The sequence below is a fragment of the Paenibacillus sp. B46(2026) genome, from assembly GCF_056786355.1.
The window spans coordinates 1,421,249-1,437,935 of record NZ_CM165907.1 but is presented as its reverse complement, the minus strand read 5'-3'; the positions used below and the strand labels follow the sequence as shown (position 1 = coordinate 1,437,935).

The 16,687-nt window shown below is 46.7% G+C and carries 17 protein-coding genes; 3 read left to right on the top strand and 14 right to left on the bottom strand.

Features of this window, described 5'->3' with window-relative positions:
• Positions 1 to 24: 24 nt before the first annotated feature.
• Positions 25 to 819 carry a hypothetical protein gene (locus tag AC1S8V_RS06405; protein ID WP_482072916.1) on the bottom strand — a complete coding sequence of 265 codons (795 nt, stop codon included), beginning with the start codon at positions 817 to 819 and terminating at the stop codon, positions 25 to 27.
• Here AC1S8V_RS06405 and AC1S8V_RS06400 point away from each other — a divergent pair.
• Complete coding sequence (locus AC1S8V_RS06400) at positions 752 to 1,408, top strand: leucine-rich repeat protein (protein WP_482072915.1); 657 nt, start codon at positions 752 to 754, stop codon at positions 1,406 to 1,408. The two genes, AC1S8V_RS06405 and AC1S8V_RS06400, sit on opposite strands and share 68 nt — an antisense overlap.
• A gap of 443 nt (positions 1,409 to 1,851) precedes the next feature.
• Here the strand turns inward: AC1S8V_RS06400 and AC1S8V_RS06395 are convergent, their stop codons facing one another.
• The 5 genes from AC1S8V_RS06395 to AC1S8V_RS06375 all read right to left on the bottom strand — a co-directional run bounded on the left by AC1S8V_RS06395 (position 1,852) and on the right by AC1S8V_RS06375 (position 6,057).
• On the bottom strand, positions 1,852 to 2,286 hold the full coding sequence (locus tag AC1S8V_RS06395; RefSeq protein WP_017690174.1) for a phage tail assembly chaperone: 435 nt from the start codon (positions 2,284 to 2,286) through the stop codon (positions 1,852 to 1,854).
• Positions 2,287 to 2,460: 174 nt separating this feature from the next.
• Entirely contained in the window at positions 2,461 to 2,868 is a 408-nt protein-coding gene (locus tag AC1S8V_RS06390) for a phage tail tube protein (protein WP_124117078.1), read from the bottom strand.
• 241 nt (positions 2,869 to 3,109) lie between these two features.
• Positions 3,110 to 4,573: a phage tail sheath subtilisin-like domain-containing protein gene (locus tag AC1S8V_RS06385; protein WP_482072914.1), complete on the bottom strand. Its 1,464-nt coding sequence runs from the start codon at positions 4,571 to 4,573 to the stop codon at positions 3,110 to 3,112.
• Positions 4,573 to 4,773 (bottom strand): YqzN/YkzM domain-containing protein, encoded by a 201-nt coding sequence (locus tag AC1S8V_RS06380; RefSeq protein WP_017690177.1) that lies wholly within the window; start codon positions 4,771 to 4,773, stop codon positions 4,573 to 4,575. Before AC1S8V_RS06380 ends, AC1S8V_RS06385 begins: the two co-directional genes overlap by 1 nt.
• Before the next feature lie 390 nt (positions 4,774 to 5,163).
• Positions 5,164 to 6,057, bottom strand: coding sequence for a hypothetical protein (locus tag AC1S8V_RS06375; RefSeq protein WP_482072913.1), 894 nt, complete (start codon positions 6,055 to 6,057; stop codon positions 5,164 to 5,166).
• Between the two features lie 470 nt (positions 6,058 to 6,527).
• Here AC1S8V_RS06375 and AC1S8V_RS06370 point away from each other — a divergent pair, with 470 nt between their 5' ends.
• Complete coding sequence (locus tag AC1S8V_RS06370; protein ID WP_482072912.1) at positions 6,528 to 6,872, top strand: YfjL-like protein; 345 nt, start codon at positions 6,528 to 6,530, stop codon at positions 6,870 to 6,872.
• Positions 6,873 to 6,876: 4 nt separating this feature from the next.
• On the opposite strand, the gene AC1S8V_RS06365 is transcribed toward AC1S8V_RS06370, so the two are convergent.
• Complete coding sequence (locus tag AC1S8V_RS06365) at positions 6,877 to 8,727, bottom strand: DUF4127 family protein (protein WP_482072911.1); 1,851 nt, start codon at positions 8,725 to 8,727, stop codon at positions 6,877 to 6,879.
• Positions 8,728 to 9,304: 577 nt separating this feature from the next.
• On the opposite strand from AC1S8V_RS06365, the gene AC1S8V_RS06360 reads away from it, so the two are divergent.
• Positions 9,305 to 9,787, top strand: coding sequence for a hypothetical protein (locus AC1S8V_RS06360; RefSeq protein ID WP_482072910.1), 483 nt, complete (start codon positions 9,305 to 9,307; stop codon positions 9,785 to 9,787).
• 95 nt (positions 9,788 to 9,882) lie between these two features.
• Here the strand turns inward: AC1S8V_RS06360 and AC1S8V_RS06355 are convergent, their stop codons facing one another.
• The 7 genes from AC1S8V_RS06355 to AC1S8V_RS06325 form a co-directional block, all read right to left on the bottom strand.
• The gene (locus AC1S8V_RS06355) at positions 9,883 to 10,842 is read right to left on the bottom strand and encodes a hypothetical protein (protein ID WP_482072909.1); all 960 of its coding nucleotides are present in this window, start codon (positions 10,840 to 10,842) and stop codon (positions 9,883 to 9,885) included.
• 121 nt (positions 10,843 to 10,963) lie between these two features.
• On the bottom strand, positions 10,964 to 11,599 hold the full coding sequence (locus AC1S8V_RS06350) for a VOC family protein (RefSeq protein ID WP_482072908.1): 636 nt from the start codon (positions 11,597 to 11,599) through the stop codon (positions 10,964 to 10,966).
• A complete protein-coding gene (locus AC1S8V_RS06345) occupies positions 11,596 to 12,081 on the bottom strand; it encodes a VOC family protein (RefSeq protein WP_482072907.1) in 486 nt (161 codons plus the stop codon). Before AC1S8V_RS06345 ends, AC1S8V_RS06350 begins: the two co-directional genes overlap by 4 nt.
• Before the next feature lie 24 nt (positions 12,082 to 12,105).
• Positions 12,106 to 12,681 (bottom strand): NADPH-dependent FMN reductase, encoded by a 576-nt coding sequence (locus tag AC1S8V_RS06340; protein ID WP_482072906.1) that lies wholly within the window; start codon positions 12,679 to 12,681, stop codon positions 12,106 to 12,108.
• A 193-nt stretch (positions 12,682 to 12,874) separates the two neighbouring features.
• Positions 12,875 to 13,612, bottom strand: a complete 738-nt coding sequence (locus AC1S8V_RS06335) for a response regulator (RefSeq protein WP_482072905.1) — start codon at positions 13,610 to 13,612, stop codon at positions 12,875 to 12,877.
• A 17-nt stretch (positions 13,613 to 13,629) separates the two neighbouring features.
• Positions 13,630 to 15,297, bottom strand: a complete 1,668-nt coding sequence (locus AC1S8V_RS06330; RefSeq protein WP_482072904.1) for a GAF domain-containing sensor histidine kinase — start codon at positions 15,295 to 15,297, stop codon at positions 13,630 to 13,632.
• 99 nt (positions 15,298 to 15,396) lie between these two features.
• Positions 15,397 to 15,879 (bottom strand): ArpU family phage packaging/lysis transcriptional regulator, encoded by a 483-nt coding sequence (locus AC1S8V_RS06325; protein ID WP_076209562.1) that lies wholly within the window; start codon positions 15,877 to 15,879, stop codon positions 15,397 to 15,399.
• Positions 15,880 to 16,687: the final 808 nt, after the last annotated feature.

Below are 16,687 nucleotides of genomic sequence, written 5' to 3'. Positions count from 1 at the left end.
AGTCATACACGGCCTCCTTTCTGCTTAGGCCATAATGGTTTTTCGGTTTTCCATGGCACGGCGTAATTCTTTAACAAACTGATTACTAATTTGATTTGCCAGATCACTATAATCCAACTTATGATTATTATTGGATATTTGGATTGCGCCATTAGGTAAATTCACATTAATTTGCTTGGTTTTTTTGGTTGAAGAAGATAAGATATTATTTGCCTTACTTTTATCTAACCCTATATTTTTTGTAGTCTTTATACTGCTAGTGTTAACCTTTTTTAAAGGCCACCAACTTTTAGGCCAAATATTGGTAAGAGCCTTACCGCCCCATTCTCCTAATATCTCTCCCCACTTATCTCCAAGGTATGCTCCAGTACCAGCAAGGATTGGGATAGCTGGTTGCGCACCTGGAATGATTCCCCCCAAAGCACCCAATCCAGTTCCTAGACCTATAGATCCTACTTTCGCTCCAATAATCTTGCTTACTTCAATCATTTTTTCTTCTGGTGTAGAAGCATGTACAACTTTATTTATATTTCCAACAATATCAAGAAATTTAAAGGCGCCATTCCCTACTTTTCTCACACGCTTAGTCCATGGATGATCCCACATATCTTGCATTTTGTAACTTAGTCCGTAACCATAATTTTTAAAGGTCTCCAGTATTTTTTGACCGCCCTCTTTACCTTTGTTAAACCAGTCAGAGACTTCAAAAAACTTTTTGATTTCTTCTTTAGAATTCTCATACCAATCTTTAATGCCAACACTCTTGTTGCTAAGCCAAGAGAATGTAGCATCCTTGGCCGATACACCCTTCTTCCACAACCACTTTACATTGTTGTCTATCCCGGAAAATGTAGCATCCTTAGCCGATACACCCTTTTTCCACAGCCACTTTACATTGTTGTCTATCCCGGAAAATGTAGCATCCTTAGCTGATACACCCTTTTTCCACAACCACTTTACATTGTTGTCTATCCCGGAAAATGTAGCATCCTTAGCCGATACACCCTTTTTCCACAACCACTTTACATTGTTGTCTATCCCGGAAAATGTAGCATCCTTAGCCGATACACCCTTTTTCCACAGCCACTTTACATTGTTGTCTATCCCGGAAAATGTAGCATCCTTAGCCGATACACCCTTTTTCCACAACCACTTTACATTGTTGTCTATCCCGGAAAATGTAGCATCCTTAGCTGATACACCCTTTTTCCACAGCCACTTTACATTGTTGTCTATCCCGGAAAATGTAGCATCCTTAGCTGATACACCCTTTTTCCACAGCCACTTTACATTGTTGTCTATCCCGGAAAATGTAGCATCCTTAGCCGATACACCCTTTTTCCACAACCACTTTACATTGTTGTCTATCCACGAATCTTTGTTTTTAACGTTCGTATTCGATCCATAGCCATTACTATAACTTTTCTGATTTGCCGTAGCCGCTATCAATGAGCCTGTACCTTTAATTAATTTGACCAAACTTTTATTTTTTTTTATAAAATTAGATTTATTAATTTTACTCATTGTATTATCATTTTTAAATTTCGTATTCTTAGAAACAATTTTATGAATTGTACTTATAGCAGGTGAGCTAAAAGCTTTCTTTTTATTGGATTTCCCCATATAATTCCTCAACCTGCTAAATGATTTAATACCATCACTAACTATATTTTCAAACAAACTATATCACCTCCATTGGCCGTTATTCTTCTAGAGCACCTTCTATTTCCTCTTCCGAGAACGCAATTAACAGCGAGCGCTCCCCGCGTGGCAAAGACCAGAACTCTCCGGGCCGGAGATGATGACGCACCCACATGTGATACAGGAACGTGGTCATCCCGCCGGAGTGAATCAGTTTTTTAGGTCTTCAATCTCCACACCAAAGCCGGACAGCTCCAGCACTTTATCACCTACGGCATCCAATTCACCAGCCAGCAACATACGACGTACCGCCTGTTCGCCACCGGATAGCTTCATACGGCCAGTAATACGGGTATCCCCCCAGCCGGATAATTCCAGGCTGCGGACTTTCAATTTTACGGTTGCTTCAGAAATGAGCAGCGCGTTAAACGTTTCGGTATCCACCTTTTCCTCGGTGCGGCCTTTGGTCGTTTTACGAATCGTACAACGTTCGCGAATGTGATCCACTTTGGAGGAAGTCAGCCCACGCAAGGTCAACAACAGATCCAGACGCTGAATGCGCACATTCTCTTCTGGCAAACGTTCTGCTGCTTCAAACAACTGATCCAAAATCTGTTCTTCGGACATATTTTCATTCATACTCATCGGGTGTAATCTCCTTCTTATTTCACAAATGGGTTTATCTATGCCAGCTTCCCAGCCTGTAGAGACAACAAAGAGACCGAGATCATCTCGGCCCGCATTGGTGTCCATATTATACGAAGTAACTATGCAATCACGCTTGAGCAAACTAGCCCAATCACGTGCCTATTTCAAAGCTTAGTTCGCCACAATCGGATTCAGCAATTCAAATCCTTCAAACGTAAAGCCCGTTTCCTCCGGTACTTCCTCACCCGCTGTCCAGTTGGCAAGCTGAATTTTGTCCACCATGCAACCTTTCAGCAATACACTCTCATGTCCATACGATTCAGGGTCGTTCAGCTTGGAAATAATCTCGAATTTGGTAAAGCCGCGCTGGATCATATCCGAAGTGACTTTGTAACCAGTCATCGTGCCTGTTCCTTTTTTTGCACCGTTTTTGTGCACTTTCCAGTCGTTACCGACCAGATTCAGCTCACGCTTTTCAATCTCCACACTCGCTTCCAACTTGTTAATGTTTGTCTGCCACACACCATCGATATGCAGCTGACCATGGGTACCGAGAATTACTCTTGACGCATCCAACATATATTTTCCTCCTTGGGTTCGTTGAACTGATCGATATTACACAGGTACACTCCGATGGCAGAACAATCTTCCGATCGCTGTTATCCCCAGATTTTTTTGATCCCTTTTTAAAGGGAAAGTCCGGTGATAAAGGCGAGCGCTTTGCTTCTACAGCTTCTTTCTGCCCTCTCCGTTATCGTGTAAACCATCTGTTCAACGTATAGTAATATTCTTTAAAGAAGCTCTTTCCCTCCACACAACCTTATTGCACGTAAAATGTACCAAACAACTGCTCCATCACATCCGTCAGCTTCACATTCCATTGAAGGAACACTTGATCCGCTTCCGGTTTGAGAACTGGTGCCGCGCCATAATATGCCGGGTCAAGAATGACATCATAACCGTCAGCTTCAATCACATTGCTCTGTGCGAGCAGCGCCAAATAGGCCTTCATGGCACTAATGAGTGCCTGACGACCCTCTTCGGTATTGTTCACTTTACCGATATACGTATCTTCTGCGGAACGTTGCAAATCCGTGTTGATGGCGTCCAACACACGAATGGAACGGATTTTTTTCCACGCATTATTCTGTCCAGCGGCCGGGGTTACGAGTGTGTTTACACCGCGAAGTGCTTTCACCTGACGTCCATCATGGAAGAAAATAAATACGCCATTCTGTACCGCTTGCTCCTGTTCTGTACGCGTCCAGCGACGTGTCACATCATCAAACGGAGTAGCTGCATAGGTTGTGGATTGGTTCAGACGTTGTCCGGCGATCAGTCCAGCAACATAGGCTGATGTTTCCGCCGAGCTGTAAAATGCATCTCCAAGGCGCACGCCTGTGCCGACATTAATCACACCTTCATGGTTGAGCGCAAGCGAACGTGCTGCCGCTTTTTGTGCTGCTGTAGCAGAGGTATCATCTGCTGCGGAACCGCCAAATACAGCCACCACAGGTTTACCTTCACTACGTACACGTTTCACCCATGCCGCATAACTCGCAAGCAGAGGTGCATCTGCCGCCTGATCCAAAGCCAAGACGTCGAATTGCTCCCCTTCTAGCGCGCCCTGTACAGCAATGTATTCCGCATTGGTCAGGTCATCGTTGCCACTTACGCCGCCTTTGAATGCCGCACCCGCAACAGTAGCAACCACACCAGTACCATCGCCAATCGCCTGCGCCGTTACCCAGACATTTCGTTCATCCGCGTTAATCTCTTTTGCCAGAGAAGCTGCGGTAATATCCGCTGTCAGGAGCGCATACAACATCCGGTTCCCTTCAAAAAGGCGCACTTCATGCTTCGTATTATCAATCACACCTGGCTGGATGGTGACGTAGAATCCATTCGCACGATCCCCCGGATACTTCGCATCCAGTTGCAGCACATTTACATCACCGCTGTCCTTCAAGGTAAGCGTGGCTGTTTTGGCCGCAGCACTTGCTACCCGATAAGCGAGCAACTTCTTCGGCCCACCCAACAGGGCAAGCTTCAAGGACGTATAAGCCGTACCGTTATCCAGGACATTCGCCGCATAGATACGTTCAATCGCCGCTTCGCTCCCTACCTCAACAAAAGTCCCCACAGGACCCCAGTTGGCCTTGATTGGCACAACGACCGTTCCCCGCGTACCTGCTTGAATGGCCGAGGATGCTGCCGCCTGAAAATTCATATATAAGCCCGGAAGGACCGGACGATTCGTTTGCTCCCAAGTTCCGCCTGCCATTATCCCTTCACCTTCGCTTTCATAAATTGGTTAATTCGTTCTTGCGTTTCTTCAATGGAAAACGTCTCTTGCGCCGCTTCGTACAGCGCACCATACAGCACCTCAGCCTTAACGGCAAAGAGGGCTTCCGCATGATTCATCAGTTCAGCCCGTGTATACCGTGGAGCGGTCTGTTTGCTTTTTTTCACTGAGCTTGCCATTGCCATCTCACCTCATTTGTTTGACTACTGATTTCGTAAAACGATATAAGTTCAACTGAAGATATTTACACCAGCACTTCGATGACAAAATAACTTCCGATCGCTGTTATCCCCAGATTTTTTGTTTCCTTCTTTTAGGAGGTGAAATCCGGGGATAAAGGCGAACGCTTCGCTTCTTCAAGTTATTTGTGCCCTCTCCGTAATCGTGTAAATTTAATTGAACTTAGATATCCTGAAGCTATAGTTTTTGACCTATGAATTTTCGATCCTAAGAACCCTATGAATTTGAAGCTATACTATTGAAGCTAAATCAATCATCTCAAAGCTACATTCTCATTCTAAAGTTATCATCTGGAACCACCTGTGATGGAGTTCCTCTGGGCTCAACGTTTACTCCATCCCTTTGCTATGGTGAATCTCACGAATGAAAGGCACATTCGTACCCGGACGACGAATCCGTTGTTGCAACGTCAGGCGAATCTGTCCATTCAGATACGCATCCGTCTGCAGATCTGCCGTGACCTCATCCACCGTCACATACCGTGTGTTACCTTCGTGCTCTTCGCCACCCGTTTCAGTGACGGCAAGACGAGATTGCACTGCAAGTTGCTCGACCAACCGAGTAACGGTCTGCCGTGTTAGCACCGAATGATCGGTGAGCACATGCCCAATCCACTGTTGTCGAACCTCCAATGCCGAAGTGCCCGCCACAGATGTGCTGCATCCGGTCAATCGCCATAACACAGACGGCGTATCGTATCCACCTGGCCAGACATCACCATATACCAACCAGTCCGAGCCAAGCTCGTGCTGTGTCCAGCCTTGAAGTGCAGCTAACCACGCGTCCCCTGTTTCAGCGAGAGCAGCTCCCGAGTCTTCGGGAACATACACCCCAAATCGTAGACTGCGCGTAACCATGCCGGACCCGGCATCCACCCGGTCACTATCTGAAGAACCCAGATAGATGCAGGTGAAGGCTCCACCTTCTTCGTCAATCAGTCTTACCTGGTGCACCCCTTCGATTAGATCGGCTGACCAAGCTTCTACTTGTTCAGCGCCGCCATCTTCCGGACGAGCGTATGGTGAGATTTTAATGATCCGTCGATATCCCGCCCAGGCAGACTTCGGCACTTCTTCGGCAAACGCAACAACTGCACAAGGCCCAGCCAACACTTCGCCTGACGCAGGTACATCCAGCACACGACCGTCCCACTCTGGAACAAGTACCACGAGCTTCTGTTTCAGCGTTTTTTTAATGAGTGTACTCATTTTACTGGTGCTCATGGCAGTGCTAATCTCATTTCTCATAGACACATTCATTTCGCCCCCTTTGGCTGCAAGTTTGAGATCTGCCCACACTGTGCAGCGACAATGCAGCAGCAGTAGACTCCCCCTTTTAACTCAGAGTCTGTATTGCTATCGAACCAGTACCGGGACTACATTCACCGCATCAAAAAGACCGGCCACCTGGCCGGTCTGTACATTAGCGTATGTGCTTTCGGTGTGTCCCTTGTTATTGATCCGATAATACAATCTTACACCCTTTCATTCCTAGCGCGGATGGTGTTCCGTACGACTTCGGTGCGATTAAGGGAGTCATACGGGTGGAAAAAAGACGATTCTGGAATCATCATTTTAAAGGATACCTAAGTAAGCATTAAGATTAAGATCAATGAATTGATAAATTTATCCAAATACATTAATATTTCAATATTAAATTCGTTGTCGCTTACGTAAAAGAGGGAGGAATACCTATGAGTAAAAAACTCAAGATCACTTCACTTGCCGTCTTAGCATTTATACTCGGGATATCCTGCTGGGCTTACTTCGGACTGCTTGGTAATCCGCTCAAGAAAAATGATGCTGAACAACAGGTAACCACTTATCTGATTGAACAGAAAGGTTATTCACCCGAACAGCTTATTGAAGTAAAAGGGACTTACTCTTCAAAAAGCTCTGAAGCACCTTATGGTGCCTCCGTAACATTCGCGAACGAACTCGAAGCGAAGTATCAATACATCATTTTTAACAACGGAGAGATTAAGCAGTACAGTCATACCAGTGATGATCCTAAACATGAGGAGCCCATGGTGAGATAACAGTTTAGTTCAGCGTAACCTGCGGGTTCAATGTGATCTCAAATGCACGGCCCCAGATGAAATCGGGATTTGCATATTCCAGCAGCGCACTGCCATACGTCGCATAGGATAATTCGTCATTACAGATCTGTTTAATTGCCACATTGCCTGTCTGGAAGGCTGTTTTATTCGCAAGCGCCGTGGTGTAAGTCTGCATCAAATCACGCAGCAATGTTTGCAAATGGGCATAGTTTTCCTCTGAGTTGAACAGCAACATATTTTGGTCCGAAAGGGTAGCCACGTTGGTATACAGCGCATGGGCTCGGGAATATGTGCGGATGTCCGCAATCGCTACCGCTTTGTAGTAATAATCCTTCAGGAAACGCTTAAACAACAACGAGCCATGCGCGTTCATCGCTTCTCGCAACTTATGCTTATGCTTCTCTGTTGTGATCAACGCGTACCTCGACTGCCCCATGCCTACGGCAATACCGATCTTGTTGCCCGGTGTGTTCCAGGCACTGTATCCCAGAACCCGTCCAGTATATGGACTGTTTAGCAACGCTTCAGCAACATCAACTTTCGCTGGTCCTTTACCCACAAAATCAATCACGACCGAGGGCAGACCTTGCTCCCCATTCAGCGTCAATTGCTCCAACGCAGCCTGCACCTGATCCAGAGCGGTAATGGCAATAATCTCCATGTCGATGCCCGTGTTCTCCCCGGAATTACCCGGGTGACCCTTCGTCATACGATCCAGTTCGGAGGCCATGTCAAACGGGACAACTTGTTCGGCTGCTACAGCCACTAGCTGTTCATTTTCCAAGCCAGCACTCGCATCCGTCACCACCTCCGGTTCAGGATATGCTGAAACCGCTACAAGCACACCACCTACAATATCCACATGACGAACCACATTCTCGTGTACATCCATGTATTCATACGTGTTGATGATGGTATTGCCGTGAGGACCAAAATATTTCACTCCGTAACGTGTCTTCGCCCCGCCTCGGAACAACTGGTTAGCCATGCGAGCGACCAAAGCGTGCCCCAGACCATCCGCATCCGGCAAGATAATAGCACGATCCGGATTTTGTCCATTGGTTCCACCCAGCCATTCATTGATCCTTGCTTCCACATATTTGATTTCATTGATCTGAACACCCTGCGTATTAGCATCGTCGACTCCAACCGCGAGGAAATCGATATAACCTGTGCGAGCCAGCTGATCCAGAATGTACAGGTTTGTTTTGAATTTATGTTGTCTTGTATTGTAATACTGTTCTTTATTAAAATAGGTCGTTGCTCCATATTGCTCCCCATCCGGGGAATGGTTATAACCTTCGATAATATCATCAAACTCGGTGTATGTCTGACGTGGCTGCTGCATCAACGCACGGGACTCATTATATGCATCGAGTGCCAAGCCATCTGCAAACGAGGTCGTAGCCAAACGCATGATGGTATCCATTACGAATACAGGTTTGCGTGGGTATTTCTGCTTGATCACGCGAATCACATTCAGCAAACGCGTGGTCTCATCATCGTATTCTGGATAGGAACCTCCTCCATCTTCGCGGAGCTGACGACTGCCAATCAGACCGCCATAGGCGAGCATATCGGATGAGATAATGAATCCGTCGACTTTGGCAGCATGTTTCAGAATAAAGTCATGAACTTTAGACGGTTTGCCATAGACCGGCGTGGAGGTACCGAGCAGCGTTGTGCCATCTACGGTTTTCTCCGAGTCCAGACGATTCTTAATATCACTCAGGTTCGGTGTAACGATATGGATACCGGCTGCTTTCCCTTGCACAATCACATCATCCAGATTCGCTGGACGATCATCCAGTGGAACATACAATACTGTTTTCATATCACGTAGCCTCCTGTTATCTATATAAGTTGAACTACAGAAAATTTACACTTGCCACTTCGATGACAGAACAACCTTCCGATCGCTGTTATCCCCGGATTTTCTTGATCCACTTATATAAAGGTAGAAATCTGTGGATAAAGGCGTAGTGTATGCTTCCGAAGTAGCTTTCTTGTAGAAAGCTTTTAGCTCCGCTTCTTCAGGTTATTTCTGTCCTCTTCGTTCTCGTGTAAATCGTTAGTTCAACTTATATATCTAGTCTTTAATACCCGATCAGGGCAAGGATGCAATCACCGCATTAAAAAACCGGCCCCATGGCCGGTCAATACTTTAGCGTATGAGCTGTCAGTGTGTCCTCCTTGCTGCTGATCCGATAATACCATTTTACCGCCTTTACCCACTCGCGCTGACGGTAAACGGGATGAATTTTGCATGAATGTGGTCGTCTCTATAGCGGTTAAATGTCTTTTTCTCGCGAGAAACTCCTATCGATAATCCAACCAAACCCATCCTGATGATGTTTATATGACGTAAGTAGCTTTTCAAATCCTATGTACAATAAAGGATGGATATGACCATGAAAAAAAGGCATTTCTTCTATCTTTGGATTGCTGTCACCAGTTATATGGCGGGCCCCGCTATGTATGCGTTGGCGATGTACATCTTATATCAGGAAACAGATGTTGTAACATCATCTCTCATTGGATGGACTGCGGCAACATTCTTATCCGTTGGTATCCTGTTTATCCTGATCACAGTCATCATGCTACGAGTGTTCAACATCTATTATTTCTGGCTGCAAACCCTGCTCTTCGAGTTGTTTTTCCTTGTCCTCGTCTATATGACCACTGTTCTTCTTGGGGCTGGCAACAGGGGACTGCCCAAGCTGTCCTTTCTATTTACGCCCGAAGGCATCTCCTTATGGATGTTCTGGGGGAGTATTGCACTTATGAGTTCCTGGGGAATATGGGCAGCGCGTCAACCCGTACGAAAATCACCATACATGCTGGTGTCCAGAGTCATGCTGATCCTTTTTATCCTTGAAATTTGGCCCCGTTAAAAAGATGCAGGCTGCCCACAATTCGGTAGACCAGAATAATGCCTAAAAGGGGTGTCCGTCATGACGGACACCCCTTCTGAAATGTATGTTCCATCTCACGCGATGATATAACGAAAGTTCTCCCATGTTTCCGGTACGGACTCCCCCTTCTTCGCATGATGATAGAAGCTGAACGGGAATTTGAATACATGACCTCCGTACCAGTCACGGGAACGTCTGTCGGTGAGCCAGTATTCCAGTTCATGAGGGAGTGCCACCGATCGTTCAGCCCGTTCTAGTGGCAGCAGGTCTACGGGTGACTGCAATGTCGGCATCTCCTGTTCAATATCCACATCTCGGCTTAAGCGTAGTGCCTTTACCATGGTAAGGAAAGGCGGGATGCCTTTGTGGAATAATGCCGGATAACCCAATTCATATAATATGTTAAGCGCATGTCCATAGGTCAGCATATGGCCAATCAGGTCATGATGCGCTTCCGCGTGATATATGGTCTGGAACGCACCAAGCTCATCCAGAATCAGACGTGACAACTGAACTGGATCTTCAATCTCAGGGAAACCATCGCTTTTTTCCGGCTTCAGACTGCGAATTTCTTTCATCGTTGTGTTCATCCAGGATCTTCCTGGGATGGTTCGATCGAATGAATCGATCAGTTCAACCAGCCGACCAATATCCTCCGCAGTACCCCATCCATCCAGTTCACGAATGGCTTTCAGGCTGATTGCCCCGTAGATGGCCTGGTGTCCAACCCAGTGCAGCTCTCCAATCGTTCGATCCAATGCGTCCGAAATACGCGCTTCGGCATCTTCTCTGGCCATCATTTCACCAATCGGAGAGGTCTGACCAGGGCTGATTCCATGCTGGCGAAGCATGGCTTTTGCTTCGGCCGTAACACTGCCGGCGGCAAGGGCAGTGAGACGATTTTCCCGTACCCAAAAATATGCCGCAATCGCACCTGCTCCATAATGGGCGTGCCACAGATCTCCTGTACGTTCCCGACTGGAAACGATAATCGATAGTCCCTCTTCCAACAAACGTCGATCCAAGCTTGCCACCACCCTTCATCATATGTAAGCCTATCACACGAACTACTCTGAATTGAACAAATAAAGCGTTTACTTCTATAACATGATGGAAATGTTCCACATATGCCCGTTTTGCCCCGGAATGCAAAGTTTAGCCAATTCGAAGCTTGCCCACGCCACGGATGGATACTTCCAGCGGATAGATTTCTGCTTTTTGCTTGGAGAAAAACCACGTCCGATCCTTCTTCACCACAATAAACAGACCGTGCACATCTCCCACAGGAGCAAAGGTATCACTAACCTCACCCCAGCGCGTGAGTCCAATCTGCTGAAGCTCATTCACCGTAGACAGAACATCATCCGTCACCAGTCCAATCTCACACACCTGTAATATGTCTTTAACAGAGAAGTTATGGTCACTCTCGTTCTGAATACGATGATGAGCAATCAGCTCGATAATATTGCCTGCTGGATCTTCGAAATAGAGAGAATGAGAGTTCCAGTTAGTAGAGTACGTCTCATCCCGATCTCCTTCTCTGCTTAAAACAACACGTGATGCAGCCCACTGCTTCGCTTCCTTGAACCGATTCGTCGGAATCGACCAGGCCACATGATAAAAGGGCTCACGATCTGTTTCACACTGTTTGAAAATCATCTTTGTTCTTCCAACCTGCAGGTTGAAGGCCTGATCCGTCGCATTGGACACCTCCATTCCCAACGTAACGCTATAAAATTGCTTGAGGTATTCCAGCCGTGTTGTATATAACTGTAATTCTTCGATCATCATACGTTCTTCTCCTGCATCTCCTCCCACTGACTCCATGGTACCATGCCAAGTTCAGGCTTCGCTTCATCCGGGAGCATGGCGATGAATTCAAGCGAATGACCATCCGGATCGGTAAAATACACAGATACCGCGGGCATCCAGCTGAAGACGTACAGTTCACCGATATCATCACCCAGGAAGTTCTGTGTCTTGATCCCTTTGTTCTCCAAGTGAGCCACCGCATGTTTCATATCCTCCAGAGATGCATGAAAAGCAAAGTGCTGACGCCTCACCTCGGAAGGTTCCTTTTGCCACAATCCCAGCATGGCATTGCCTTTTCCACCTATCCAATAGAAGGAGTTCCCACGTTCTTTCTGCCCATAGGCATGAGGTAAACCCAGGACTGTTTCATAGAAATGATGGGATCTCTCCAAATCCGTCACGTTCAAATGTGTTTCAAATATGCCTGTAATCATGAGATCAACCTCTTTTCCTTTGCCCATTTTCGTCGTCGCTTTCGTTCGTTCTTAGCTCATGGATGAGTTCCGCGCATTCGTTAACGTCTGAGCCAGATTCAAAAACGATCCAATGACCCGCTGAACTCGGTCCTCTATATCCTGACTCCCTTCGTACTCTTCATATCCGTCAAATGTCGCTTCGAATCGTCTGCGTTGTGCACCACCAATGGATATCCACTCTTGGGCATTGATACCATGCAGATTGCGAACAATCGCTTGCAGTTGTAAAAGCGAGCTTACTCCCACCGCTCCGCCAGAGGAGCTGATGGACAGGACGGGCTTGCCGCTGAAATGAGCTTGACTCAGGTGATCCAGTGCATTTTTGAGCACACCGCTAATACTGCCGTGATACTCTGGTGTAGACAAGATGATTGCATCTGCCGCGAGCATACGTGTATTCAGGTCTGCCAGATGTTCGTGATCCACCTGCTTTTCATCTGGTGCGTAGAATGGAAGTGGTGTCTGATACAGATCAAACAGACTGGCCTGATGTCCCTGACCCCGAATAATCTCCACCGCATACTCTCCCAAACGTGTACTGGTTGCATTGTTCCGATTGCTTCCTGCCAAAATAACGATATTCATCCATGTCACTCTCCTTGGTTTTTTTATTGTTTCAAACTCTAACGTTCCTTCAACCGATCCGTCTTTGGTTATCCTTATCTTACCTTTGTTCCGCAGCCAATTCGTCAGCAGATAGACTTAACTTGAAATACCAAAAAACTCAACCTTTAGGTTGAGTTTATACGACTTAAGTATGAAGTTATGTCGGAATTGGTCAGACGACCCAGCCATTTCTTACGGCATGAAGAGCCGCTTGCGTCCGATCCGCCAGCCCCAGTTTGTCCAGCAGATGACTGACATGGGTTTTGACCGTTTTTTCGGTGATGACCAATTGGACCGCAATTTCCTTGTTGCTCAGCCCTTGAGCAATCAGCCCCAAAACCTCTTGTTCACGGCGAGTGAGCATATCCGGACCACCAAGGGACGCTTCAGTGGATTTCCCCGTCGTCTGCTTCAGCTCTTGAAGTTGACTATCTGCTGACGGATCTGTCGGTATATGCTGTGATTGCTGTTCATTTATAGACCAATCGGATGAAGCCATCACATGCATCAATTGACCTGCTGCGGCGGGATGCAATTCTACCTGACCGGCATGCACATTGCGAATGGCCACAGCCAGATCCTCCGGTTCAATATCCTTGAGCAGATATCCTTTCACCCCTGCACGCACAGCAGGAACGACATGATCCTGATCGGAAAACGATGTGAGCACAATAATTCGCGTTTCTGGCATTAATGCACGCAACCGTCTTGCTGTTTCAATTCCATCCATGACCGGCATATGCAGATCCATTAATACCACGTCAGGTTTTAACGCTTCCGCCTGCGCCAGAGCTTCCTGCCCGTTCGATGCTTCACCAATAACCTCCATGTCTTGCTGCGTGGTCAAGAAAACGTGCAACCCTCGTCTCACCATCGCATGATCATCTGCGAGCAATATCGTAATCGGCATCTCTCTTCCCCCTGACATTATACAGATTCGAACGGAAGTGGAATGACTGCCGTTACTGTCGTTCCCTTGCGGGAAGAACTGACCATTTCTAACCTGCCCCCGAGTGATTCAGCCCGTTCCTCCATAATGGACAGGCCCAGCGAGCTTCCAGACGATGCTTTTGGCCTTTTTGCACCGCCTGTTCCCTGATCTGTGATAGTGAGCACCGCTTCATGATTACTTAACTTGAGTGCGACTTCAGCAGAAGGGACACCCGCATGTTTGCGTACATTATTCAGTGCTTCCTGCCCGATTCGCCACAATGCTTCTTCTATATTACGGGGTAAAGACCGCATTCCCGTCCGATCCACCACCACTTGAAGACCCTGGCTGGTACCATATTCCTGCAACGCACGGAGCAGTCCTGCCTCCAGTCCCGCGGGCCGAAGCTGCATAATCAATGCGCGCATTTCCTTGAGGGCCTCCTGGGACAAAGCACGAATATCCTTCATCACTTCCGCTGCCGGGTGCAACTGCTCAGAGCCAGATAACATACTTTCCGCACCTTTAGCGGTTAACGAGAGTGAAAAAAGAATCTGATTGACCGAATCATGCAGATCGCGAGCCAGTCGGTTACGTTCTTCCAGTCGTGCCAGTTCATTGCGATTCTCCGCCAGCTTCAGACTCTCCCACGAGGCCGTAATATGCTCGGCCAAAGCCTCCAGCACTTCACGGTCTGCCTGAATAGGACCTGATGTTCCTTCTCCAATCACCAGAATTCCCGCTTCCCCTGGCGTATGATACGGAAGGGGAGCAACAATTCCCGAAGTGAGGAAATCTATTGGTTTCTCCGGCTCGCACACCGTAAAAATCTCATTCATTTCTATCGCAGACAAGGAGACAGCCCGGTGACTATTAATCACACGGTTCATGTGGTCTCCTGCTTCCGAAGATAGAGTCGCACTTGGTAACGTTTGAACGATGCCACCCGCATAAGCTGCCTGTACCGTATATACGCCATTTTTCTGCTGAATAATTGCTGCCAAAGGCCAGTCATAATATTGTCCAAGCAGCTGCACAACTTTTAAAGAAAAAGCCTCTGAATTACTGCATTCGTTGACCGCCAGACCCAAGGCGGCGCTGAACTCTCCCAGCTTGGCATATAGGTCAGCCCGTCGCTGCTCCGCGCGATATAATCGCATCCGCTCCATCGCACTCCCAATCTGATAGGCAACACCCTGTAACAATGCCAGTTCGCTGTCGCTGAAATGTTCCTTAGCTGGTGCGGCAACGTTGAGCAGGCCAAGCATCTTCTCACCTGATCGCAGTGGAACGGTCGCATGATGGGTTACATCCTGAGTATCTCCCCATTGGAATTCCACCGCATCCTCCAGCCGTTTACAGTTAATGATGTTGACCGCATGATTCAGTCGACCGTCCTTGAAACGGTTCACACACCAGCAAGTGCCCGTTCGCATCGGCTCTTTATCGTTCCGCAGTAATGCAGGGGGCAGGTTATAATCCGAAACACAGGTATAATCTCCACGTTCATTAATGAGAAACACCCAGCCAGCAGTTAACCCGGTTAATTCCAGCAATTTGCCGACTGCGGTATCCAGCATTAAGTTCAGATCATTGGACGTATTGAGCGTTTCCGCGATTGTCTTCAGCGTGACCATTTCCTGCATTCCGAGTTCTTCCGACATGACAGACTTCTCTCCTTAGACTGTGCCAACAGTGGTTTGTTCAACTATTGTAACCAATCCACCTTGGATATTAAAGGATCAACTTCTTACCTGTTTCGCTTAGCCCAGCTTCTGCCGCTCTTTCCGGGACACTGACAAAGGCTCCATATTAATCAGACCTCGATCTGACAGAGCCAGCGCCATTTTGTAGAAAGCACGCGTTCGAATCTTCGTATACGTATCCTTGCTGACAGGCGGATCAAACACATGGTTATACACTTTATAGTCAAACACATCATCATCTTTCAGATATCGTTCACATACGAGTACACGTTCCTTCTCACTCAACCGGGACACAATAAAATCAATCGTATCGCAGTATGCCTGACGCGCGCGCTGCACGTCCACATTATAGATCGCCGTTCTCGCCGTGGAATCCCCCGTCACATTGGTTGCACCGTGGAAACGCTCGGCATAACTTGCCGTCACCATAACCTCTCGTTCTTCAAATGCAATGGTTTTATAGATTCGGTATTTTTCCAGCGCAGCTTCAACAGCTGTTTGCGTTTTGCGTCGGTCCAATTCGGGCAGCATCAATTCCATATTTATCTTCCTCCTTTAGTGTTCTTTGTAAAATGAATATCAACTGGTTCCGTATGCTCACTTGGATGACAGAACAATCTAGTTAAACATACAACCATCTCATCTCCCGCACTTCTTCTCATTAATCAATTCAAGTCACTCTATCGTTCACGTCATTTTGTTTTGCCATCGTTCTTTGGACGATAGCAAAAGGCTCTTATTCATAGAGTTGTCCAGTTTTCCAAAAAAGTAACGACATTTCTTCAATTTTCCCTGTTGCCTTTTGGAATCAATCCAAACCGCTATAATCCGGGGAATTCCATTGTTCAGAAGGTAATTTCTAAAACACCAACCTGTATCAAGTTTACATTTTGTTCGTATACTGTTCGTATTTCTATTTGAGGATACCACTTTCTGGAGATCGGAGTAAACCTTCATTTTGGTTCGTTTTGACGATAAAATAAAACCTTCGCTCTCATTTCCTATGCCTTTTGGCATAATTGTTTCATATCTCTTTACCTAATGGTATATATACGTTATAGTACTGTTTAATTAATGAACTTCCGTATAAGTCATTTGATTTTTAATATTAAGAAGATACCTTTGAAATATGTGTTAATGTACTTACCAAGAGCGAACGTAGTGGAGGAGACGGAATCGATTCTGAAGAAGCAAAGCGTTCGCCTTTATCAACGGATTTCACCCTTTAGAAAAGGGAAACAGGAAATCCGGGGATAACAGCGATCAAAAGAACGATCCGAATCCGGAACGGCGCACCCGCAGAGGTTTAGGAGTTGTCGCATTCAACTTTCTTCTTAATATTAATTTC